Annotated in this window: 9 protein-coding genes and 1 other RNA gene; 3 read left to right on the top strand and 7 right to left on the bottom strand. The window is 61.9% G+C overall.

Annotated features, from left to right (window positions below; translation table 11 throughout):
- Positions 1 to 92: 92 nt before the first annotated feature.
- The 3 genes from recR to dnaX form a co-directional block, all read right to left on the bottom strand.
- Positions 93 to 683 (bottom strand): recombination mediator RecR, encoded by a 591-nt coding sequence (recR, locus tag AAIL66_RS10430; protein ID WP_003066191.1) that lies wholly within the window; start codon positions 681 to 683, stop codon positions 93 to 95.
- A gap of 128 nt (positions 684 to 811) precedes the next feature.
- Positions 812 to 1,144 (bottom strand): YbaB/EbfC family nucleoid-associated protein, encoded by a 333-nt coding sequence (locus AAIL66_RS10435; RefSeq protein ID WP_003066189.1) that lies wholly within the window; start codon positions 1,142 to 1,144, stop codon positions 812 to 814.
- A gap of 27 nt (positions 1,145 to 1,171) precedes the next feature.
- The gene (gene dnaX, locus AAIL66_RS10440) at positions 1,172 to 3,331 is read right to left on the bottom strand and encodes a DNA polymerase III subunit gamma/tau (RefSeq protein ID WP_343496667.1); all 2,160 of its coding nucleotides are present in this window, start codon (positions 3,329 to 3,331) and stop codon (positions 1,172 to 1,174) included.
- Positions 3,332 to 3,434: 103 nt separating this feature from the next.
- Between dnaX and ffs the strand changes: the two genes are divergently transcribed.
- Positions 3,435 to 3,530: signal recognition particle sRNA small type (ffs, locus tag AAIL66_RS10445), an RNA gene on the top strand.
- Between the two features lie 335 nt (positions 3,531 to 3,865).
- Here ffs and rimO read toward each other — a convergent pair.
- Entirely contained in the window at positions 3,866 to 5,272 is a 1,407-nt protein-coding gene (gene rimO / locus AAIL66_RS10450; protein WP_343496668.1) for a 30S ribosomal protein S12 methylthiotransferase RimO, read from the bottom strand.
- A gap of 735 nt (positions 5,273 to 6,007) precedes the next feature.
- Here rimO and AAIL66_RS10455 point away from each other — a divergent pair.
- Positions 6,008 to 6,388, top strand: a complete 381-nt coding sequence (locus AAIL66_RS10455; RefSeq protein WP_034356949.1) for a MerR family transcriptional regulator — start codon at positions 6,008 to 6,010, stop codon at positions 6,386 to 6,388.
- Positions 6,389 to 6,463: 75 nt separating this feature from the next.
- A complete protein-coding gene (locus tag AAIL66_RS10460) occupies positions 6,464 to 7,051 on the top strand; it encodes an NAD(P)H-dependent oxidoreductase (RefSeq protein ID WP_059440463.1) in 588 nt (195 codons plus the stop codon).
- A gap of 174 nt (positions 7,052 to 7,225) precedes the next feature.
- On the opposite strand, the gene AAIL66_RS10465 is transcribed toward AAIL66_RS10460, so the two are convergent.
- Genes AAIL66_RS10465 through AAIL66_RS10475 form a run of 3 tightly spaced genes read right to left on the bottom strand, consistent with a single transcriptional unit; the run spans position 7,226 to position 24,277 of the window.
- A complete protein-coding gene (locus tag AAIL66_RS10465; protein ID WP_343496669.1) occupies positions 7,226 to 9,337 on the bottom strand; it encodes a site-2 protease family protein in 2,112 nt (703 codons plus the stop codon).
- A gap of 6 nt (positions 9,338 to 9,343) precedes the next feature.
- Positions 9,344 to 10,708 (bottom strand): HlyD family efflux transporter periplasmic adaptor subunit, encoded by a 1,365-nt coding sequence (locus AAIL66_RS10470; RefSeq protein WP_343496670.1) that lies wholly within the window; start codon positions 10,706 to 10,708, stop codon positions 9,344 to 9,346.
- Positions 10,709 to 10,744: 36 nt separating this feature from the next.
- Positions 10,745 to 24,277, bottom strand: coding sequence for an Ig-like domain-containing protein (locus AAIL66_RS10475; protein ID WP_343496671.1), 13,533 nt, complete (start codon positions 24,275 to 24,277; stop codon positions 10,745 to 10,747).
- Positions 24,278 to 24,321: the final 44 nt, after the last annotated feature.

Here is a 24,321-nt window from a genome sequence, read left to right on the forward strand (position 1 = left end):
CCGGCGGGCTTTTTTATCTCTGCTCATTCAAAGAAATCGATAGCAGCACACGCCTGATATAGAAGCGCCGGCTCCCAATTCAAGCGATATTTTCAGCGCCTGTCCACCAGCGCGTGGGCAATCGTGCCCAGATCCACATATTCAAGTTCGCTGCCTATCGGCACGCCACGCGCCAGCCGCGTGACCAGAATGCCGCGCGACTTGAGCGCCTCGCTGACAGCATGGGCCGTGGCCTCACCCTCTGCCGTGAAGCTGGTAGCCAAAATCACCTCCTGCACCACGCCATCACAGGCACGCTCCAGCAACTGCTTCATGCCGATTTCCTTGGGGCCCACGCCGTCGAGCGGGGACAGCCGCCCCATCAGCACATAGTAATAGCCCTGATAGGCCCCCGTGCGTTCCATCGCAGCCAGATCGGCCGGAGCCTCGACCACGCACAACCGAGCCCCGTCGCGCCCGGCGTCATCACAGATGCTGCAGATAGCACCTTCGGTAAACGTATGGCAGCGCTCGCAGTGATGAACAGAGTTCACCGCCGAGTCCAGCGCCCGCGCCAGCTGCAGCGCACCAGCCTGATCACGCTGCAGCAAATGAAACGCCATACGCTGCGCCGACTTGATGCCCACACCCGGCAGTCGGCGCAAGGCCTCGATCAAGGCGTCCAGAGATTGCACATCAGACACAGGCTTGTCCTTTCAGTCACCAGAAAAAAGGCGATCTGCCACTACGCAGATCGCCATTCATTCCCCTGCCCACAACACTTGCATGCCCTAAGTCGGGGAAGCGGCACTGCCGCTCAGGGGGAAATCCGTCAGAACGGGAACTTCATCCCGCCGGGCAGGCCGGGCATACCGGCAGTGATCTTGCCCATCTTCTCGTTGGAAGTCTCTTCGGCTTTGCGCACAGCCGCGTTGAAGGCGGCAGCCACCAGGTCTTCCAGCATGTCCTTGTCTTCGGCCAGCAGGCTGGGGTCGATGGTGATGCGCTTGACGTCATGCTTGCAGGTCATCACGACCTTGACCAGACCGGCACCGGATTCGCCTTCGACTTCGATATTGCCCAGCTCTTCCTGAGCCTTCTTCAGGTTGTCCTGCATGGCCTGAGCTTGCTTCATCAAACCGGCGAGTTGTCCTTTGTTGAACATGAGAATTCCTTCTTTTGTTGAAACGCCTTATTCAGGCTGAATAGATATGGGCTTGATGCTACCGGGCACGATTTTCGCGCCAAAGTCTCGCATCAAGGTTTGAACCTGCGGATTGCTTTTGACAATGTCCTCGGCCAGCAACTGGCTGGCTTTTCTTTCCAGGGCCAGTCGGCGGGCGGGACTATCCGTCACGGGCCCCTGCTCGACCTGCAATTGTCGCGCATGACCGGCCGCTTCCAGCGCAGCACGCAGACGATCACGTGTGCCAGCCTGATTGAGCGAGTTGGACTCCACGCGCAGCCGCCACAGATCGCCGTCACGGCCCAGAAGTTGAGACTGCAGCGCCAGCTGCCGCGCCACGGCCACCACGGCTTCGCTCTGCAGCAACTGCTGCACCACGCCAAACCACAGATCGCCCTCGGCTGTGCGTTCCACAGGGGCTGCGTCCTGGGCCGTACTGACATAGCCGCCGCTTGCGCTCTGGGCCGCCGGCTCGTCAGACTCCATGGGCGGCATGGCATGCGGGGGCTGTCCGACATCCAGGTCGGCATCATCGCCCCAGCGCCCATCGTCAGACCAGCCCTCATCGGGCATGCCTGCCCAGGCCGCCTCGCTGGCATCCTGCTCTTCGGGAGCATCAGCCATATCGCTGCCCTCTGCACTCTCGGACGCATCGTCGACAGGCGTCTGGTCTACCTCGGCGACGGCCTCCTGATCCTCAGCAGGCATGTTTTGCCGAACCGCAGCAGGCTCAGGCCTCACTGCAGGAGCAGGCAAGCGGGTCGACTCCGGCACTGCCTGCATCACCGGCCTTGCGACGGAATACGCTGCGGAATCCGAGCGATCGGCAACAACTTGAATATGTTCTGGCTCGGCCATGCCGGCCACTGACGCAGGCTCCTGCGCCGGAGCGGACTCCAGTGCGGATTCCACCACCGGCTGCACGGAATGAACCTTGGCCGGTGGCACCTCCATCGCCGCTGGCGGTGAAGCCGGAGGCTGCTGAATCGGATTCGGAGCCTGGACAACAGGCCGGCTAGGCCTCAGCGCCGGAGTTTTTTTTTCAGCCGTGCCGGCTTCGGCGTTTTCAGGCTTGAAAGCCAGCAACCGCAGCAGTGCCATGGTCAGTGCAGCGTACTCATCCGGGGCCAGCCCCAGTTCGGCACGGCCGTGCAGGCAGATGCTGTAGAGCAGCTGAGTCTCGTCGCGCGGCATCAGACTGGCCAGTCGGTCTACTTCGGCGGCCTCCGGGTCGCTGGCATCCAGCGGCATATCGGGTACGGCCTGCAACACGGCCATGCGCTGCAGCACGGCGCACATTTCCTCCAGGGTCGATGCAGCAGACAGACCGTTGTGGCGCAGCTCTTCGGAGATTTCAACCACCGTACGCCCATGACCCTGCGCTAAGGCATCGATCAGGCGAAAGACATGGCTGCGATCCACGCTGCCCAGCATCTGGCGCACCGTCGCCTCCTGCAACTGCCCGCTGCCAAAGGCAATCGCCTGGTCGGTCAGACTCAGCGCATCGCGCATGGAGCCACGCGCAGCACGCGACAGCAATCGCAGCGCCTGAGGCTCTGCCGGCACGCTTTCCTTGTCCAGCACATGGGTCAGGTGCTCCAGAACCGTCTCGGGCGCCATCGGGCGCAGATTGAACTGCAGGCAGCGCGAGAGCACAGTGACCGGCACTTTCTGCGGATCGGTCGTGGCCAGCACGAACTTCAGATACTCCGGAGGCTCTTCCAGCGTCTTGAGCATGGCGTTGAACGCGGTGTTTGTCAGCATGTGCACCTCGTCGATCATGAAGACCTTGAAGCGCCCCTGCACCGGCTTGTACACCGCCTGCTCCAGCAGGCTCTGCACCTCATCCACACCCCGGTTGGACGCAGCATCCAGCTCGGTGTAGTCGGGGAAACGCCCGCTATCGATTTCAGTGCATGCTGCACAAACCCCGCAAGGGGTTGCGGTGATTCCACCGTTACCGTCCAGGCCCTGGCAATTCAGGGACTTGGCCAGAATGCGCGACACCGTGGTCTTGCCCACGCCACGTGTGCCCGTGAACAGATAGGCATGGTGCAGACGCTGCTGGGTCAACGCATTGGTCAGAGCCTGAACCACGTGCTCCTGCCCCACCATTTCGGTGAAGGTACGAGGCCGGTATTTGCGAGCAAGCACTAAATAAGACATAGCCTCTGATTCTACGGGGCCGGGGCATGCCAACAAGCCTGCTCCTGGAATCTCATTTCACAGCTCGCGGAGCTGTGTCGGTTTTGCATCTATAATCGAATGTGACGGGCCTCCTCGCATGGGGAAGCAGCCAACCGGGTCAGGTGGGGAACCAAGCAGCCCTAACTGTGGATACAGTGCCGAGATCAGGCTCGTCACCTTTCGATGGAAACCTCTTTACAGACAAGAGGCTGTCTTCCGAGAAAGGCAATTCCTCACATGAACAACAAATGCTGCAGTGCTTCTCCCGGGAAAAGTACAGGAAAAGTGTTTCGTGCTGACGTCATGCCCTGGGTCTCAAATCGACCCCGGGGGCGGTGCCGTCCCGATCAGAACCGAATCTGAACCCTTCATTGCATCAGGATCTCCCGCAGGCCATTGGCAGACAAGAGCGGCAACCAAGAGGCCAAGAGATCAGATGCAAAAAAGGCCGCAGTCGCGGCCTTTTTGTCTCTACTGGATTGAAATGGCGCCGCACAGTGACGCCATGAAAATTCAAACCGGAACGCCCACCAGATCATGCCCCTGCGCGCCCACGATGCGCACGCTGATCAGCTCGCCCACCTTGTAGGTCTTGCTGGCCTTCTCGGGCGGCTGGATATGAACCACACCATCGATCTCGGGAGCATCGGCATAAGTCCGGCCCACACCGCCCTTTTTGCCCAGGCTGACAGCCTTGTCCACCAACACCTTCATGACCTGACCCACGCGGCGCTGCAGACGCTTGGTGGAGACCTCCTCGGCCACCTCCATGAAGCGCGCACGACGTGCTTCGCGTACTTCTTCAGGCAGCATGCCGGGAAGTTCGTTGGCGGTGGCGCCTTCGACGGGGCTGTAGGCAAAGCAGCCGGCACGGTCGATCTCGGCTTCGCGAATGAAGTCCAGCAGATGCTCGAACTCCTCCTCGGTCTCGCCGGGAAAGCCGGCAATGAAGGTGGAACGAATCACCAGCTCGGGGCAGATCTTGCGCCACTCGCGGATACGGTCCAGGTTCTTTTCGCCCGATGCGGGTCGCTTCATGCGCTTGAGCACATCGGGGTGGCTGTGCTGCAAGGGCACATCCAGGTAAGGCAGGATCTTGCCCTCGGCCATCAAGGGCAGGACCGCATCCACGGTGGGATAGGGGTAGACATAGTGCAGACGCACCCAGGCACCATGCTGCTGCGCCAGCTTGCCCAGCTCGTCGGCCAGCTCCAGCATGCGGGTCTTGACGGGCTTGCCGTCCCAGAAACCGGTGCGGTACTTCACATCCACACCATAGGCCGAGGTATCCTGGCTGATCACCAACAGCTCTTTCACGCCCCCTTCGAACAACGCCTTGGCTTCCTTGAGCACATCGCCGATCGGACGCGAAACCAGATCGCCGCGCATGCTGGGAATGATGCAAAAGGTGCAGCGATGGTTGCAGCCCTCGGAAATCTTCAGATAGGCATAGTGCTTGGGCGTGAGCTTGATGCCAGCATCGCCAAAGCTGCCAGGCACCAGGTCCACGAACGGGTCATGCGGCTTGGGCAGGTGGGTGTGCACGGCGTCCATCACCTCTTGGGTAGCATGGGGGCCGGTGACGGCCAGCACACTGGGGTGCACTTCGGCCACCATGGTGGAGCCGCCCTCTTTGCCAGCCTTGGCACCCAGGCAACCGGTCACGATCACCTTGCCGTTAGCTGCCAGAGCTTCGCCAATGGTGTCCAGGCTTTCCTTGACGGCATCGTCAATGAAGCCACAGGTGTTGACGATGACCAAATCCGCGCCTTCAAAGGTCTTGGAAGTCTGGTAACCCTCGGCGCTGAGCTGCGTGAGAATCAGCTCGCTATCAGTCAAGGCCTTGGGGCAGCCCAGCGAAACAAAGCCCACTTTGGGGATTGCGGTTTGCGTGGGGCTAACGGAGTCGATTGATTTCATTTGATTTTTCCAGCAGCGCAGCGTCTACGCGCCAAGCAGAAATTTTATTTCAACGGCCAAATCAGCAGACTCGACTCTGTTGTTCGAGCCAGCCACACGCACGATGAAAAACTGGTAAACGAAAAAGGCGCTACCGCTTCTATAGCTGTAGCGCCTGTATTCTGGCTGGTTCCACGAGATTCAAGCTCGCGACCAACGGATTAAAAGCCCGAGTCACCAACAAGCATTGACACGGCCCAAAACAGGTTAATCGATTGATTTTACCAGTTGCGCACCCAGGCTGCTCGCGCCCTCCAGGTCTTCCCAGGGCTAAGGTATGCGATGGATGCTTGAAACCTCCCTGCCCTGCCTAGCAAGAGGCATCCAATAGTCGCCCTCAATGCTTGCTGCAGCGAGCGCAGTCAATATGAGCAGATAAAGGAGCGGCAGCAAGGCATTGCTTACTAGAGAAAAGCCGTTAGCAGAGGATTTCCGACACGCACTGGACAACCCTGACGATTGTCGAGTGCCAGGGCCGCGCCGAAATTTGCTGCAATCGCGCCATGGGATTGCCGTAAATTCGCACGATGGCTCCTGACAAGGCCTATGGCCGTGAACCCTTTGTCACGACCACTCGAAATTCATGGGTCAACAACTCCCACAACACATTCAAACGACCCCAGGCATTCATGCCCCCTGAGCCAACAGCACTTTCAGCAAGAAAGATACATACTGCCAAGCGCACGGGAGTCACCTATGCGTATCGGTGAACTCGCCGCACTCACAGGCTGCACGCCCAAAGCGCTACGCCTTTATGAGGCGCACGGCTTGCTCGGCACCGTGGCACGCCAGGGCAGCTACCGCCACTACGAACCGGAAGATGTGCAGCGCGTGCAGTGGATCCGCCAGGCGCTGTCGCTGGGTTTTCGCCTGGCTGCGCTACAGCCGCTACGCAGCATCGACACTCCCTCCGGCGCTGCCGCCGTCCAGACCCTGCTCCAGACCCGGCGACGCGCCATTGCCGACGAACTGGCGCGGCTGCAAGCTGCCGACATCGCCCTGGCGGCATTGTCCATGGAGCTGAGCACATGCAACGGTGCAAAGACATGCGGTTCACCAGAGCCACTCTCCATTTGACGTTGTAGGGCTTGACTCTGTCCCCAAGGACAAGGTGATGCTGGCGGCTTACGAACTCAGCCCGCCTCTATCGCCATGTCCCGTCGCATCCTCATCATCCTCGGCCAGCCCTCCACCAACAGTCTATGTGCCGCCTTGGCGAGCACCTATGCCGATGCCGCGCGCCACGCTGGAGCCGAGGTCCGACTTCTGGAGCTGGGTGAAATGCAATTCGACCCCATCCTGCGCCACGGATACGAGCATAGCCAGCCGCTGGAGGCCGACCTCCAAGGCGCTCAGCTCGACATTACCTGGGCGCAACACCTGGTGTGGGTCTATCCGATATGGTGGGGCGGGCTACCGGCGCTGCTCAAGGGCTTTCTCGATCGCATCTTCCTGCCAGGTTTCGCCTTCAAATACCGAGCCGACTCTGCATTGTGGGACCGCCTGCTGGGCGGCCGCACTGCTGAACTGCTTGTGACAATGGATTCCCCCCCTTGGTACTACCGCTGGGTACAGCGCCAACCAGGTCATCGGCAAATGAAACAGAGCATTCTGGAGTTCAGCGGGATCCGGCCCGTGCATGTGCATAGTTTCGGCCCTGTGCTCAAGTCCAGTGCCGCCAAGCGCGCCGTCTGGATAAAGCGCGTGCACACGCTGGGCACTCGTGCAGGCTTATGCTGACAGCGTCCTTCCTTATCCTTCATCCACCGCTCTTTGCTGCGACAGCAGGGGGCGGTAAGCCCCCCCACTTTCGTTCCGTGAAGCTCCACGCGGCCAAGGAATACGGCCACAGACTGCTGCGGGGCGGATGCATCGACCGGTTGAATCACCGCCCATTGCAGTCATTTATCGAAGCTAAAAACCTGCCTCCCTCCAAAAAACACTCGTCGCAGTTTTCACAAACTGCGCCGCAGCCGCTTCCCATTGGCCGCGAATGCTGACTTTGCCACGCCAGCGGTGTTGCAAAACAGCGTCTGTTTCGAGCGGTGTCACCACATCCAGCACCACTCTGTAGACCGGACGCTCCGGGTATAGGGTGCCTTGCATGCTTCGGACCTGAATCATGCCTCCAGCTGCCGCAGACAGCGCAGCCTCCGAGAGGGTACGACTCGCATCCTGATCAACGCTGCGCACCGTCAAATCCAGTACCGGACCCACACCAGCGTCAGCGATAAAAATTGCGCTGTCGCCGATGCTGATGCGTTGAATATCTTCTTCCTGCACATAGACAAGAACCTCCAGCCGATCGCCGCCCACGACTCTACCCAGCAATTCATTCCGGACCAGCCAGTCTCCCGGTCGAAGATCCGGATCCACGTCGCGCAGAACTCCAGTGCCCGAGGCATTCAGACGGTATCGACTGGCTTCGGTTTCTACTGCCTGCTGTTGAGTAGCCGCCTGCAGCTGACGCTCTTGCAGAACCTGCCAGTCCCTGCGCAGCTCAGAGTCGAAACCTGCTGCCGCTATTTGCTGCGAATACTGGGTCCTCTGCGCATCGTTTTGAGCCTGAGCGGCCTTGAGAGCCGGAGAGTCCAGCATAAAGACAGGGGCATCAACCTTGACCATGCGTGCGTCGCCAAACATTTGCTGCTGCAGCTGCGATGCATCAAGCGCATGCAAAGGCCAGATTTCGCTGGATTGCAACATACCCTCGGTGCGGATTGGGGCAGGCAGGGGCAGCCAGCAAAGCGCAATAAGTGCAAAGGCTCCGATGGCACTCCAACGTGCTCTTCGACTACGGACGATCTGAGGCCAGCGCAAATACCATGCTGCAATCTCGGACCAGAGAGGCTTGGCAATGAACCACACAATCTCCACCAGAAACAGCAAGATGCCCAGCGCCTTGATGAAGAAGTGATAGACCAAGGCGGCAATACCCAAAAAAAGAACCAATCGATAAATCCAGGTAGCCCAGGCAAACAAGATGAGTCCGCGACGTTTGGCATCGGCAAAAGACTCCGGGGGAGGTTCACCGAGCTTGAATAATTTCTCTCTGAGATCCCAGCGTGCCAGTGCAAAGGCACGTGAGTGCAGATTAGGCATCTGCAGAAAGTCGGACAACAGAAAATATCCATCAAAACGCATGAACGGACTTGCATTGATGGCCAGCGTGCTGACCCATGTCGTAGTGGCCAGCAAAAAGGCCATGGACTTGGGGGCTCCTTCAGGTAACCAGACCCACGCCAGCAAGGCCCATGCGGCAATCATCAGCTCCGTTGCGATGCCAGCACCCGCGACCTTGAGGCGCTGATCACGCCGGGTCAATTTCCAGACCTCGTTGGTATCGGTGTACGCCACCGGCCAAAGCACCAGAAAGGCAACACCCATGGTCGGAACGCGGCATCCAAATCGCTTGGCCATCAAGCCATGCCCCAGTTCATGAAGCACCTTGACAAACCCTAGCGTCAATCCATAGGCCAGCAGCCCTTGCCAGGTCAGCGAATCAACCAGGGTGGCCGTGAACGTTCCCCAGGAGCGTGAAATGCCCCAGACCCCAGCAAACAGAGCCAGCAAGCTGACCCAGCCAAAGGTTCGGCTGAATAGAAACTCCAGCGAGGGCGCCCATCGTGTCAGCCAGCGATCAGGCCTGATCAGCGGGACCCGAAAAAAGAGGTAGTTATGAAGAAGCCATTGCATCCAGCTTGAGCGTCTGCCCTGCCACCGCTCAGCCATCGCATCGGCGCTATTGGGAGGAGGCTCCAACAGATCATTTCTCTGCGCAAACTGCAAGAGCGCATTCACGTCTTCCTCATGGAGCGTCAATGTCGTTTGAGCACAGACATCTTGCACAATCGCGTCAGCGACGCCCAGATGCCAACGCTTGAACACCTCAAAGCTGGCCCAGTCCAGCTGAAAGAAAAGGTTGCGTACGGGATCATGCAGGGTCCAGCTGGGCTGACCATCGGGCAGCACAGGACCGGGAAGCAAATCCAGCTCTTCACGCAAAGCAGGCCATGCGGTACTCATGTCGACTTACCAGGCAATGAACTGGCGCAGGACGGCCCAGGGCTTGCGCAGAACCCAGTAGGCCAAAGGCACCCAATCGCCTTGCAGCTTGGCGGTACCTTTGAGGCCTATACGAGCCTCCTCCTTGGCGAGCGACATGGACGCACGCACTCGATAGGCGTAGCTGCCATCTGGCCTGGCATTGGCGTCATACGCCATATACCGTAGCTTGCCCTCCAGCCCGGCCATGGGATTCGCTGCCAGATACAGCCTCACTGTGGCGCCCTGGGCCAATGGAATGGCATCGCCGATGGGAACCCAGGCCTCGATTTCCACTTCATCAGGCCGGGCAATACGCATCACCCGCTCGCCCGTCTGTACAGGTTTGCCAAGCCATTCGGTGGGCGAGTCAAACAAAACCATGCCATCTTCAGGTGCCAGTACCCGGCTGCGATCACGTTGGTCACTCAGATATTGCACCTCGGCACGCTTCTCTCCTATGCGCCCGACTAGCGCTGCAAGCTGTGCCTTGGAGCGAACGTCGCCCAAGGCCAGTTGGGCAGATTGTCGATATTCGGCTTCAGCGGTCAGCAGAGCTTGCCGGGCAACTTCCAATCGGCTGCTGATCTGCGCCTCATCCAGTCCAAACAAGCGCTCGCCTTTACGTACCATTTGATTGGGCTGGACATGGATCTGATCGATGACGCCATCCAAGGGTGCTCTCAACACCACAGGCTGGGCCGCTACCAGTTCACCCGGAGCAAGAACGCTCATATGCACAGGGACAGCACCAATCGCAACAAGCCCGCCAATGATCCAGACAGGCTTTCTCTGCCACCAGCTCCTGGCCGCAGTTATTGATACCGCAGGCTTTCGCCAGAACCTGGATTGGCTTGCCTGCAATGCAGAGTACGCATGGAACCAGATATGACACCATTCGGCGAGCAGCGGAAAACGCTGCTCTTCAATAGGCTGCGCCCCTGAAAGCAACAGCCCGCCGCAACAAACAGGTGTCTGGGCATCCTGCACAAGAGGCACCCATATCGCATAGGCGCCCAGCCATTCGTGCCAGGAACTGGCCAGCTCGGGAGGAAGCTGGGCCGGTTCAATGCGCCGCACCTGAACGGATGGCTGCGCCTGGAGAAACTGACCAACCCCGTGCAGCCACTGCGCATAAGGAGTGTTCCTGTCGGTCTCGACCACGCCGGACAGCGCCGTCACACCCTCCTTGTCCAGCCACAAGCATGCTTGACGGTAAGGCACGAGCAAACGGCTGTCGTTGACCAGCAAAAAGTGCAGTTCGGCGCTGCTGCGTGCAGCCCTGGCTCGATGCCCAAGCTCGAGCAGCAGCATTGCCGGGTTTGCGTTCTGAGGAGAAACGGCTGCATTCATCGCACAACCGCCTCATGGGCTGCACCCATCAATCCTTTAGCCATGGACATACATGGACATCCTTTTCCCCACCTGCTGATTCGCTGCATTTGCCATCTTCTCACTCAGCCCAGCCCGCCCTGCGGGTGCGCTGGACGTCGCCCTTGCATCGCCGATGACCACTTTGACAGTCCGCACCGACTCGTGCCCCTTTCCATCGCTGACCTTGATCTGCAGAACAAGCGTTGTGCTGAGGTCCTTGGGTGCGTTGATGGTTAGCTGACCGCTATGACGATCCAGGCGCACCCATCCGGGAAGCTCCTGCTTACCGGAGAAGCTGAACTGGAGCGACTCGATATCCCACGGGCTCTCCGACGCCAGGAGGACGGGCTTCAGATCCAGAGTGCTGCCTCCACTCGCGACCGAGAACTGCTCAGGTGCCGGATCAAATCCAGAGCGATTGGGTTCTGCTGGTGCGAAAAGCGACGCCCACATCCAGTCATTGACGCCTGCAATTGGCTGCGGAAGGCCATATTCAGACCAGCTATCTTGACGAGGCATCCCTGTGTCTCGAGATACGGAGCCGAGCATCATCGACGCAGGATGCAGAAAATCAGCATTCGGTTCTGGTACCTCGGAAGGTTGAAATGGAGCGAGACCAAGTCCATCAGAGGAATTACTCACAGCAAAGGCAAATGGAGCATGCACGGCAGGAGGTACCAGCGGTTCAACAACGCCGCTGAGTGAAGTTACCGAAGATGCATTGCCCGGCACGTCCCTTTGCTGAACCCAGAGGCTGAATGCCCCGAGACCAGGTAGTTGGAGGGAGTTCCCGCGGCCTTCAAGCCAGGAAACACCATTGTCCAAGGAGTACTGCCAGCTTCCTCCCGTTTCCAGACCAGAAATGAAGACCAAGCCCGTTGGCGAGACTTGCCGCCCATTCACCAGCGTGGCTTGATCCAGAGTAATTTCTGGCGCAACCGGATCAAGGGTATCGATGGCATAAGAGTTGGATATTGTGGTGCCGATGCCGCTGTTGCCTGCCGCATCCATATAGCCGGTGTTGTTCAGCGTGATCACATTGCTGACATCGGTGATGCTGGCTGTCGGCTTCAGGGTCGCCGTCCAGGTGACGCCGTCGCTGCTGCTGAGGTTGCTCAGACTGCCGTTCGCCACAGTGAAGTCACCAATATCCAGCCCCGTCACCGCTTCGCTGAAGGTAATGATGACCGTGGAACTCTCGCCCACCGCCAGCGCCGCGTCGTTCACCACAATGTTGGCTGTCGGGCGCTGGGTGTCGATGGCGTAGTTGTTCGAATCGGCGGTGCCGCTGCCGGCATTGCCGGCAGCGTCAGTCACCCCGGAATTGTCCAGGGTGATCAGGTTGCTGGCGTCAGTGATGTTGCTGGTCGGCGTGAACGTCGCCGTCCAGGTGATACCGCCGTCGCTGCTGCTGACGTTGCTCAGCGTGCCGTTGGCCACCGTCAGGTCGGCGTTGGTGAAGCCGGTGACCGCTTCACTAAAGGTGATAGTCACCAGCGAGGTTTCACCGATCCGGAGGTTGTTGTCGGCCACCACGATGGTCGCGGTCGGGCGCAGCGTATCGATGGCGTAGTTGTTCGAATCGGTGGTGCCGCTGCCAGCATTGCCGGCAGCGTCAGTCACCCCGGAATTGTCCAGGGTGATCAGGTTGCTGGCGTCACTGGTGTTGGCGGTCGGCGTGAAGGTCGCCGTCCAGGTGATACCGCCGTCACTGCTGCTGACGTTGCTCAGCGTGCCGTTAGCCACCGTCAGGTCGGCATTGGTGAAGCCGTTCACCGCTTCGCTGAAGGTGATGGTGACGGTGCTGGTCTCGCCGACTGCCAGGGCGGTATCCGCGACCGTGATGGTGGCAGTCGGGCGCAGGGTGTCGATGGCATAGCCGTTGGACACCGTGCTGCCCACTCCGGCATTGCCTGCCTTGTCTGTCACTCCTGCATTGTGCAGCGTGATCAGGTTGACCGTGCTCTCCAGGTTGGCCGTGGGCGTGAAGGTCGCAGTCCAGGTGACGCCGCCATCGCTGCTGCTGACGTTGCTCAGCGTGCCGTTGGCCACCGTCAGGTCGGCATTGGTGAAGCCGTTCACCGCTTCGCTGAAGGTGATGGTGACCAGGGTGCTCTCTCCGGCTTGCAGTGCTGCATCCGCTACGACGATGGTGGCCGTCGGTCGCAGGGTGTCGATGGCGTAGTTGTTCGAGTCGCTGGTTCCCACTCCCGCATTACCCGCCTTGTCTGTCACTCCGGTGTTGTTCAGTGTGATCCGGTTGACCGTGCTCTCCAGGTTGGCCGCGGGTGTGAAGGTCGCAGTCCAGGTGACGCCGCCATCGCTGCTGCTGACGTTGCTCAGCGTGCCGTTGGCCACCGTCAGGTCGGCATTGGTGAAGCCGTTCACCGCTTCGCTGAAGGTGATGGTGACCAGGGTGCTCTCTCCGGCTTGCAGTGCTGCATCCGCTATGACGATGGTGGCCGTAGGTCGCAGGGTGTCGATGGCAAAGTTGTTCGAGTCGGTTGTGCCGCTTCCCGTGTTACCCACCAGATCGGTGTAGCTGGCGTTGTTCAGGCCGATCATATTCGTGGCGTCGGTGATGCCGGCAGTCGGCGTCAGCGTCGCCGTCCAGGTCAAGCCGCCGTCGCTGGACATCAGATTGCTCAGACTGCCATTGGCAACTGTGAAGTCACCAACATCCAGCCCCGTCACCGCTTCGCTGAAGGTGATAGTGACCAAGGTGCTCTCTCCCGCTTGCAGTGCTGCATCCGCTACGACGATGGTGGCCGTCGGTCGCAGGGTGTCGACGGCGTAGTTGTTCGAGTCGGTGGTGCCCACTCCCGCATTGCCCGCCTTGTCTGTCACTCCAGCGTTGCTCAGCGTGATCCGGTTGACCGTGCTCTCCAGGTTGGCCGTGGGCGTGAAGGTGGCAGTCCAGGTGATACCGCCGTCGCTGCTCGTGACCGGGCTCAAGGTGCCGCCGCTGACGCTCAGGTCGGTATTGGTAAAGTCGTTCACCGCTTCACTGAAGGTGATGGTGACCGTGGTGGTCTCTCCGGCTTGCAGCGCTGCATCCGCTACGACGATGGTGGCCGTCGGTCGCAGGGTGTCGACGGCGTAGTTGTTGGAAATCGCGATACCGACCCCGGCATTGCCCGCATTGTCGGAAACCAGCGCGGTATCGAACACGATCAGGTTGGTCGGATCGGTAATCGCCGCAGTGGGCGTCAGGGTCGCGGTCCAGGTCTTACCGCCGTCACTGCTTGCCAGGTTGGACAGCACCCCGTTGGCGACGCTGAGGTCAGCCAGGCTGAAACCGCTTACCACCTCACTGAAGGCGATGGTCACCATCGTGGCCTGGCCGACGCCCAGATTGGGATTGGCCACGGTAATAGTCGCAGTCGGGCGCAGGGTATCGATCGAGTAGTTGTTGGACGTAGTGGTACCGGCACCGGTGTTGCCTGCAGCGCTCTCCACACCGCTGTTGCTGAGCGTGATGACGTTGGTGGAGTCGGCGATGTTTACCGACGGTGTGAAGGTCGCGATCCAAGTGACGCCACCGTCGCTGCTGCTTACGGCGCTCAGGGTACCGTTGCTCACCACCAGATCGGCATTGGTGAACCCACTGACCGCCTCGCTGAAGGTGATGGTCACCAGCGAAGTGGCGCCGACATTCAGTGCCGGGTTGGCCACCACGATGGTCGCCGTCGGGCGCACCGTGTCGATGGTGAAGTTCGCCGAGTTGGTCACGCTGACGCCGGCGTTGCCGGCTAGGTCGGTATAGCCGGTGTTGTTCAGGACGATGACGTTGCTGGTGTCGCGAACGTTGAGATTCGGGGTGTAGGTCGCCGTCCATGTGATCCCGCCATCGCTGGAACTGAGCGTGCCGAGCGTGCCGTTGGGCACGCTCAGGTCGGTGTTGTCGAGACCGGTCACCGCCTCGCTGAAAGTGATGGTCACGGTGGTGCTCTCGCCAGCCGACAACGTTGGATCGTTTATCACGATGGTCGCTGTAGGCCGGATGCTGTCCACTGCATAGGCATTCGAGTCGGTGGTGCCGGAACCCGCGTTACCTGCAATGTCTGTCACGCCGGTGTTATCCAGGCTGACATGGTTGTTGCCCGCGTCCACGCCCACCGCCGGCGTCAGGGTGGCAGTCCAGGTGATGTTGTCGCTGGTGGTCAGGTTGCTCAGGGTACCGTTGCCGGCCGTCAGGTCGGCCAGGCTGAAACCGGTCACCGCCTCGCTGAAGATGATGGTCACCTGCGAACTGCCGCCAATACCCAGTTGGTCTTTGGCCACCACGATGGTCGCGGTCGGCCGCTGGGTATCGATCACGTAGTTGTTGGAGGTGGTGAGACCCGTGCCGGTGTTGCCCGACGAGGCCGCGTTGACACCACTGTTGTCCAGGGTGATCAGGTTGGCCGCGTTGCTGATGTTGCCGGCCGGGGTGAAGGTGACGGTCCAGGTGACACCGCCGTCGGCGCTGCTCACCGCGCTCAGGGTGCCTCCCACCACCGTCAGGTCGGCGTTGGTAAAACCGCTCACCGCCTGGCTGAAGGTGATGGTCACCTGGGAGGTGTCGCCGATCTTCAGCGCCGGATTGGCCACCACGATGGTCGCGGTGGGGCGCACGGTGTCGATGCTGTAGTTGACCGAACTGGTGGTACCCGCGCCACTGTTGCCGGCGATGTCGAAGATCCCGGTATTGGCCAGGGTGATGACGTTGGTCCCACTGCTGATGTTGGCGTTCGGGGTGAAGGTCGCGGTCCAGGTGATGCCTCCGTCGCTGCTGCTCAGGTTGCTCAGGGTGCCGTTGCCGGCATTCAGATCGCCCAGGGTAAAGCCAGTCACCGCTTCGCTGAAGGTGATGGTCACCTGCGAGGTCTCGCCGGCGCGCAGGGTCGGGTCCGACACTACGATGACGGCCGTCGGGCGCTGGGTGTCGATCGCGTAGTTGCTCGACACGCTGGTGCCAGTCCCGGCGTTGCCAGCGGTGTCGGTGTAGCCAGTATTGCCCAGGGTGATGACGTTGCTGGCGCTGGTGATGTTCCCGGCCGGAGTGAAGGTGGCGGTCCAGGTGACACCACCGTCGCTGCTGCTCACCGCGCTCAGGGTACCGTTGCTCACCGTCAGGTCGCTGTTGGAGAAACTGGTCACCGCCTCGCTGAAGGTGATGGTCACCTGCGCGGTCTGGCCGATGATCAATGAGCTCTTGTCGATGGCCACGGTGGCGGTGGGTCGCACGCCATCGATGCCATAGTTGTTGGACGTGGTGGTGCCGCTACCGGCGTTGCCCGCCCCGTCGAGCACACCCGTGTTGTCGAGAATGACGTGGTTGCTGGCGCTGTTGATGCCCGCCGTCGGGGTGAAGGTGGCGGTCCAGGTGACGCCGCCGTCGCTGCTGCTCACCGCGCTCAGGGTACCGTTGCTCACCGTCAGGTCATCATTGGTAAAGTCGCTCACCGCTTCGCTGAAGGTGATGGTCACCAGCGACATCTGGCCGATGCCCATGTTCGGTTTGGCGAACACGATGGTCGCGGTCGGCCGCTGGGTGTCGACCGAGTAGGTGTTGGAGTTGGTGGTGCCGGTGCCGGCGTTGCCCACCAGGTCGTTGACCTCGAAGTTGCTCAGGGTGACGACATTGCCGCTGTGGGTGACGCCATTGGTCGGGGTCAGGGTCGCGGTCCAGGTGATGTTGTCGCTGGTGCTCAAGTTGCTCAGGGTGCCGTTGGTCGCCCACATGTCGGCCAGGCCGAAATTGGTCACCGCCTCGCTGAAGGTGATGGTTACCAGGCTGCTGCCACCGATATTCAACGAGTTGTTGCTGACCACGATCGTTGCGGTCGGCCGTTGGGTATCGACGGCGTAGAGGCTGGACAGGGCCACGCCGGCGCCTGTGTTGCCCGAGGCATCTGTGTAGAGGCTGTTGTCCAGAGAGACATAGTTGCCGTTGCTGGTATTGCCGGCGTCCGGCGTCAGGGTCGCGGTCCAGTGGATGTTGTCGCTGGTGCTCAGGTTGCTCAGGGTACCGTAGCGGGCCGTCAGGTCCGCCAGGCTGAAACCAGTCACCGCCTCGCTGAAGGTGATGGTCACCGTGGCGGTCTCACCCGCCGTCAGGCTGCTGTCGCTGAGCGAGATGCTGGCGGACGGCCGCACGCCATCGACCACCAGGGCCTTGTTGGCCCCCAGGGAACCGGCGGCGCCGGGGGCGGCCAAGGTGAGGATGGCATCCTGGCTGGCAGCGCCCTTGATAGTGCCGCCGTTGAGGGTCAGCGCCGTGGTGGCGGCATAGTCGAGATCGGCCGCAACGTCACCCGCCTGCACCGTGTAGCTGAAGGTCAGGGTATTGCTGCCCGAACCGGAAACGTAGTTGAGGGGCCGGTCGGTGGCACCGGTCTCCAGCAGCAGCTGGGGGGTACCAGTGACGCTGACATTGGCGTCGAAGGTCACCGTGATGGTGATGACGTCGCCGATGCCGTACTGGCCATTGCCGTTGCTGGAGGTCACACCGGTCACCCGCGGGAAGATGGGTGCCGTGAGGGTGACGTCGTTGCCGTTGCCGCCGATGTAGCTGGTGGTCAGCGCGGTGCCGTTGCCAGTGGCGGCCATGATGCCGCCCTCGGCAAGACCGCTGAAGGTGCCGGTCACGCCATCGGCGAGGTCATTGCTGATGATGGTGTAGGCGTCGCCTTCCGCCGACGCATAGCCGTGGGTGACGGCCAGGTTGGCGGCGCTCATGTCCACCGTACCGTTCACCACGACCTGGTCGTAGCCGGAGCCCGCGGTCAGGCCATTGATCTGCAGCGCCAGGGTGCTCCCGGCGGCCATGGAGAGGGGGCCATTGATGGTGAGGATGCCCGCCGCGTTACCGCCCGGGGCAAGCGTACCGCCGCTCAGCACCGTCACTGCGCCCAGGGCACCAGTACCGGCCAGGGTGCCGCCGTTGGACACGGTGGTGGCGCTGGCCGTGCTGCCGTTGACCGCCAGGGTGCCGGCGGAGACGGTGGTCGCGCCGGTGTGGGTCTCGGCACCGGTCAGCGTCAGGGTCGCGCTGCCGCTCTTGGTCAGTGTGCCGCCACCGGAAACCACACCGGACAGGGTGGTCGCCGCATCAGCCTGGATAGTCGCCCCACCCGACATAATCACGTTGTTGTCGATAGTGGTAGCGCCGCCAACGGCCAGCGTACCGCCGGCAAGGACCAGGTCGCCGCCACCGAGGTTGGCGTCGGACGCCACGCTCAAGGTGCCAGCGACCAGCGTGGTCGTGCCGGTGTAGGTGTTGTTGCCCGCCAGCACCACGTCGGTATGGTTGCCGCCGACCGAGTAGGCATTCACCGTCAGGTTGCGCGCGCCGCCGCTTTCGCTGATGACGCCGCTGAAGGTGATGTCGTCATCGCCCGTAGCCGGGGAACCGGTGCGCAGCGTGGCGTCGCCGAGCAGCACGATGTCGTTGCTGAAGGTACGGCCGCTGCCGGCCACGCCGAGCGTGGCACCAGCGGTCAGGTTGATCGTGCCGCTGCCCAGGGTGCTGTTGCCGATCGCGGCCACCAGGCCGGTACCGCCGCTTGAGGACAGGGTGAGATTGCCGCTCAGGCCGCTGGCGTTGCTCAGGTAGATCTGACTATCGCCAGCGTTGAGGTTGAACGCCCCACTGCCGCTCGTCAGGCCGCCAAGGCTGATCACCACGCCAGTGCCGCTGCCAGTGGCGTCGAGAGTGACCGTGCTGAGCACCTGAGTCGTGCGGTTGAGGGTGAAGGTGCTGTTGGAATTGACCGCCAGCGTACCGCCGGCGAGCTTGAGGATACCGCCGCCGATCTGGTCGGCCGAGGTGACCACCGTCGTGCCGTTGATCTGGCCGAAGGTCCAGTTGCTGGCGCTGTTGCCAATGTTGATCAGGTTGAGCGTGCCACTGCCGCTCTTGAAGAAGTCGCCGCTGCCGGTAATCAGGCCCGACAGCGTGGCTTCGATGCCGAAGCCGAGCTCGATTGCGCCCGAGCGACTGGTGATGTCGAACGCGTTGTCGATGGTCTGGCCGTTGCTGGTCACCGAGAAGGTGCCGCCATAGACGCTCACCAGACCGCTGCCGAGGTTGCTGTCGCTGCCGACGGCCAGGATGCCCTCACCGAGAACTGTAGTGCCCGTGTGCTGGCTGGTACCGCTCAGCGCCAGGGTGCCGAATATACCGGTCTTGCTCAGCGTGCCGCCGCCGGAGAACACACCCGAGGCGGTCCAGTCGACGTCGGCGTGGAGCGAGCCACCACCGGCACCGAAGACCATGTTGTTGTCGACCGTGACACCGCCAGTGGTGACATCGAAGGTGCCGCCGTTGAACTGCAGCTCACCGCTGCCGAGCGCATCGTCGGTGCCGACCGCCAGGGTGCCGCCATCAATGGCGATAGCCCCCGAGAAGCCGGCTTCGTTGCCGGTGCTGGCCAACGTCAGCGTGCCGGCGCCTGTCTTGGTCAGTGAGCCGCTGCCGGCCAGCGTGCTGGCGATCGTGGCGGTGTCGGTAAAACCGTTGCTGATGGTGAAACCACCACCCAGGGTAATGGTGCTGCCACCGATAGTAAGTCCATTGGCACCATCCAGATCGAGTGTGTCGCCCGCGCCTCCGGTGACGCCGCTGCCGAGGGTGATGGTGCTGTTATCAGCCAGTACCACTCGAATCGTGTCCGCGCCGCCCTGGGCCGCACCGCGAGCCAACGCTTCACGCAGGCTGAAGCCGTCCGCCGCGTCGCCGCCGGCGTCGTCGTTGCTCTGGTCGACGTAGATGGTGTTGCAGGTGAGCGTCACGTCGCTGTTGACTGTGCCGCCCAGGCTGTCGGTGAGCGCGAAACGGATGTTCGCGTCGCCGTAGGGCGTGGCGTTGTTGTAGCTGATATGGCGTACCACGTCCTGCACCAGCGCGGTGGACGCCGGAAAGCTGCTGCCGGTGAAGGTGATGGTCAGCACGCCGCCGGCGTAGTTGTAGGTCGCGAAGGTGAGACCGGCGAACTGCAGGTCGCCGCTGAAGGCGTTGCCACTGACACTGAAGTTGGCGTTGCTGAGGTCGAAACCGAACAGGTCGTTGGCGCTCGGGTCGGCGCTTCCGCCGGTATAGCGCTGCACCACCAGGCTGGCGCCGCTCCAGTTCGCCAAGTCGTCTTCGGCGTCGCTGACTACAGCGTTGCCGCCGGCGTCGAGCACCACCGTGGTGCCGGCGGTATAGGGCGTGCTGTCGCCGTCAAGACCAGTCACCACCGGCATGCTGTTGATCGGCGCTGTGAGGGTGAAGTCGTTGCCGTCGCCAGCGGCGTAGTTGGCGGTCAGCTGGATACTGTTGCCACCGGCAGTCAGGGTGCCGCCTTCGGCGAGGCCGCTGAAGCTACCGGTGACGGCATCCGCGAGATTGTTGGAAATGATGGTGTAGACGTCGCCGAGGCCGGGCGTGTAGCCATGGGTGGCGGAAAGGGTGGCGCCGGCAACGATCACCGCGCCATTCACCACTACTTGGTCGTACTGGGTGCCAGCTGTGGTGCCGTTGATCTCGACAGCCAGGACGCTGCCCGCGTTCATCTGCAGATTGCCGTTGATCGTCAGACTGCCCGCGCCGGCATTACCCGGGGAGAGCAAGCCACTGCTCTGCACCGTCACATTGCCGCCCAGGATACCGGTACCGGCCAGCGTGCCCCCGGCGGCCACTGTGGTGGCACTGGCAGTGCTGCCAGCTACGGACAGGGTGCCGGCGGACACAGTGGTCGTGCCGGCGTAGTTGTTGCTGCCCGAGAGTGTCAGTGCACCGCTGCCAGTCTTGGTCAGGGCGCCAGTACCGCCGATCGCGCTGCTCAGGCTGACGGCCAGGCCGGAGCCCACTGAGATGCTGCCGGCGCTCGCGCCCAACGAGATCGCATTGTCGATGGTTCCGGCGCTGGTGACCGACAGTGTGCCATCGTTCAGTTGCAGGGTTCCGCTGCCCAGATTGGCGTCGCCGGCGATCGAAACGGTGCCGCCGCTCAATACCTGCATCCCCCAACTCTGTCCGCTGTTGGTGCCGGACAACGTGAAGGTGCCGCCGCCATCCAGCGTCAGGGTGCCGGAACCGGTGATCGCGCCCGAGAAGGTGCTGCTGGTGCCGTTGATGCCGATCGTCAGCGCGGAGGTGCCGAGGGCCACCGTACCGGCACCGGACAAGGCGTCGATGGTCTCGTCGGCCGTGAGGGTCAGGGTCGCGCCGGACGCCACCGCCACCGACGTGTTGTCGTCCAGCGCGCCGCCGACGCGGTTGAGCGTCAGCCCGCCCGCCGGCACGTTGGTGGCGCCGGTGTAACTGTTGTTGCCGGTCAGCGTCAGCGTGCCGCTACCAGCCTTGGTGAGGCCGAACAGACCCGAGATAGCACCGGCGTAGGTGGTACTGGTGTTGTCGCCTCCGGTAGTCAGACCGGCGTTGAGTACCACGCTGCCTGTGCCAGCCAGGGAGCCGATGGTCTCGTCGCTGGAGAGGGTCAGCGTAGTGCCGGCCGATTGCGTCACGGCACTGTTGTTGCCGATCGCCGAACCGCCGCTGAGGTTCAGGCCGCCGGCGGACAAGCTGACGGCACCGCTGTGGGTATTACTGCCGCTAAGGGTCAGGGTGGAGGCACCGGATTTGGTCAGGGTGCCGCTGCCGCTGAGAACGCCGCTCAGGGCGGCATTGGCGCTGTTGTTGATGGTCGATGCCGCAGCAACGGCGATTGCGTTATCGATGGTAGTGGAGCCGGTGACGGCCAGAGTGCCGCCGCTCAACGTGACCTGACCGGACCCCAAGTGGTCGTCGTTGGCGATCGATAGCGTGCCGCCGGTGATGGTGGTGCCGCCTGTATGGCCTGCCTCGTTGCCGGTATTGGATAACGTCAGCGTGCCGCTGTCGGTCTTGTTCAGACTGAACGGCCCGCTCAGGGCGCCGGAGAGGGTCAGGGTGCTGCCAGAGGCAGCACTGATATCGGTACCGCCAGCGAGGGTGACGTTGCCACTCAAGGTGGAGGAGCCGGAAACGAGGTGAATGGCACCGTAATTGACGGAGGACACCGTCGTGCCGCTGCCACTTACCACGAAGCTCTCGGCGACGCTCAGGGCACCGTCGATACGCACCGTTGCGCCATTGCTGACAGTAGTCCCGCCCGCAGTGGTACCCAGTGCATTGGCATGGCTGACGAGCAGTGTGCCGCCCGTGACGTTAGTGGCACCGGTGTAGGTGTTGTTGCCGCTGAGCTGCAGGATCGACGGAGACGTCTTGGTCAGGCTGCCGCCGCCGGAAATCACGCCAGAGAAATTGGCGGTGTTGGCACCGCTGCCACCGGCAACGCTGATGGTGCCGCCGCCCGTACCCAAGGTAATGGCGTTGGTGAAGGTGGTGGACGCTCCCACCCCCGTCACGGTCATGGCCAGGGTGCCGCCGTCCAGGGTCAGGCTACCGCTCGACAGGCGCGAGCCGGTGTCGGTAGTGAGCGTTCCGCCCGTGACCGACACGGCCCCGGACCAACCGGCATTATTGCTGGTGGAGCCGAGTGTCAGGGTGCCAGCGCCGGACTTGGCCAGCGCGCCGGTCCCTGCGATGGTGCTGTTGACGGTTGCCGTGTCGCCGCTCCCATTCACAAAGCTCAGCGTAGTGCCGCCACCCAAGGTAATGGTGCTGCCATTGATGACCAGCCCCGAGGCCGAATCGGTGTTGAGGGTCAGGCTTTCGTTGATGGCCAGGTTTCCGGCCAGCGATACGGTATTGCTGAAAAAATTGGTGCCGAAAACAAGCGTCTGGCTACCCGTGGCGTCTTGAGCGGCAATCGCCACTGCCTCGCTGATGCTCACCCCGTTAGCCGCGTTGATCGTGGCGGTGTCGATGAGGTTGGTGATGTAGATGGTGTCGCTGGTGACCGTGGTATCAGCCGTGGCACTGGAGGTGCCGTCGCTCAGGGTGAAACGCACCGTAGCATCGCCGGCCGGGGTGTCGCTGCGGTAGGTGATTCGATGTGCCACGTCATTGACCAGTGCGGTGGTGGCTATTGCGCTGCTGCTGTTGAAGGTGACGGTCAGTACACCGCCAGTGTTGGTGTAGGTGGCGAATGTGTTGCCATTGAACTGCAGGTTGTTACCGCTGACAGTGAACAGCGCACCCGAGGTATTGAAGCCGAAGTCATCGCCGGGAACCGCGCCGCTGGGACGTTGCAGGGTCAGGCTCGCGCCGGCCCAGTTGCCATTGCCTCCGTTAAGTGCGCCGAATTCAGCATCCGCCAGCGTGGCGTTGCCGCCGGCGTCCAGCGTCACGCTACTGCCAACGCCAGCCCAGGCGACACTGTCGCCATTGACGTTGCCGAGGGTCGGCGCGGTATTGGCGGGAGAAGTCGTGAAGCTGAGGAAGTCCATGTTGGCTGGACTCCCCTCATTTACATCCGGCCCCAGAATTACATCGAGGAAACGGATCGTAAAGGACGTGATGTTCAGCAGGTTGGCAGGGATGACGATGGTCTGACCGGTCTGATTCGCGATCAGGACGCTGGTGACCTTGGCGGCCTCGTTGCCAGTGGGATAGATCTCGAACTGATAATCGCTGGCGTCGAGTGCCTGGACGGAGATGCTATCCAGATTGAACGGGCCGCCGCTGCTGCTGATGGTGAACTCGACGGGAGGCGTGTTGAAGGCATTCGAGTCCACATTGAGATAGATGCTAGTGGCAGTGGCCGCGAGATTTCCAGCGACCTGGTTATCCGAGTAGCTCCACTCGTCAGCATTATTGGCCAGCCAGGTCGAATTGAGTGAAACCGTGGCCAGCAGGCCGTCATAGCCGGGCGCCGCGTCCTGCCAGAGCGAAGCGGTCTCCAGGCTTCCCACCTGCGCCTCAAGCGACCAGTCCCCACCCTTGCTCAGGGCGCCGGTCGCATCACTGGAAGCCGCCACATCGGCTGCCGTGAGGCTGGCGATCTGCTGGATCAGGGTCTGGCCGGAACCCTTGGCCACATCGCAGCCGTAGATCAAGATATCGCCGTCCGCCTTCAGCGAATCACCGATGGCGGCCAGATCGTCCGCACGCTGCTGGACGCTGCCCGTGTCCAGCACCGACGTGCCGAGCAGCACCTGCCCTTCCGAGCCATGGCTGATGATATGGATGGCATCGATGCCACTGCGGCCGTCCAGGTAATCGGCAATCTGCTGCAGCCCATCCTTGTTCGCATCCAGCACGACGACTTCAGTGCCTGGTTTCAGGCCGCTGATGAGCTGCTCGTAATCCTTGATATTGCTGTCAACGAAGACCACTTCCTGGCGCTGTGTAGTCGCCGGCGAAGCCTCGGTCGCTCTGTGCGCTTCCGCGGTCAGCGCATGTCGCAGCGCAGTTGCCGTGTCCACCATATGCTCTGCGGCCGCAGTCGCCGCAGCATCTGTAGCCGCATGCGCCACATCCACCGCCGCAGCGCCGTCAAACATAAAGCGCTGCTCCAGTGCCAGCGGGCGCACGGCAGAGGCCGGCTGCAGGCGCTGGGCGGCATCGGTCTTCACTGCCTGCGCCGTCATGGCCTGTGTCAGACGGCTCCAGAATGAGCGAGATTTGCGGGTCATCAAAGTGTCCTTCCTGTATGAAGGTGGCATGGCGCTTGCCTGCC

This window comes from Comamonas sp. F1-6 (genome assembly GCF_039581415.1).
Classification (GTDB): Bacteria; Pseudomonadota; Gammaproteobacteria; order Burkholderiales; family Burkholderiaceae_C; genus Comamonas; species Comamonas thiooxydans.

Bases quoted from the DNA above. Each gene is read 5' to 3' on its own strand.
- AAIL66_RS10435 (WP_003066189.1), bottom strand. From the start codon at position 1,144: ATGTTCAACAAAGGACAACTCGCCGGTTTGATGAAGCAAGCTCAGGCC.
- dnaX (WP_343496667.1), bottom strand. From the start codon at position 3,331: ATGTCTTATTTAGTGCTTGCTCGCAAATACCGGCCTCGTACCTTCACC.
- rimO (WP_343496668.1), bottom strand. From the start codon at position 5,272: ATGAAATCAATCGACTCCGTTAGCCCCACGCAAACCGCAATCCCCAAA.
- AAIL66_RS10455 (WP_034356949.1), top strand. From the start codon at position 6,008: ATGCGTATCGGTGAACTCGCCGCACTCACAGGCTGCACGCCCAAAGCG.
- AAIL66_RS10460 (WP_059440463.1), top strand. From the start codon at position 6,464: ATGTCCCGTCGCATCCTCATCATCCTCGGCCAGCCCTCCACCAACAGT.
- AAIL66_RS10465 (WP_343496669.1), bottom strand. From the start codon at position 9,337: ATGAGTACCGCATGGCCTGCTTTGCGTGAAGAGCTGGATTTGCTTCCC.
- AAIL66_RS10470 (WP_343496670.1), bottom strand. From the start codon at position 10,708: ATGAATGCAGCCGTTTCTCCTCAGAACGCAAACCCGGCAATGCTGCTG.
- AAIL66_RS10475 (WP_343496671.1), bottom strand. From the start codon at position 24,277: ATGACCCGCAAATCTCGCTCATTCTGGAGCCGTCTGACACAGGCCATG.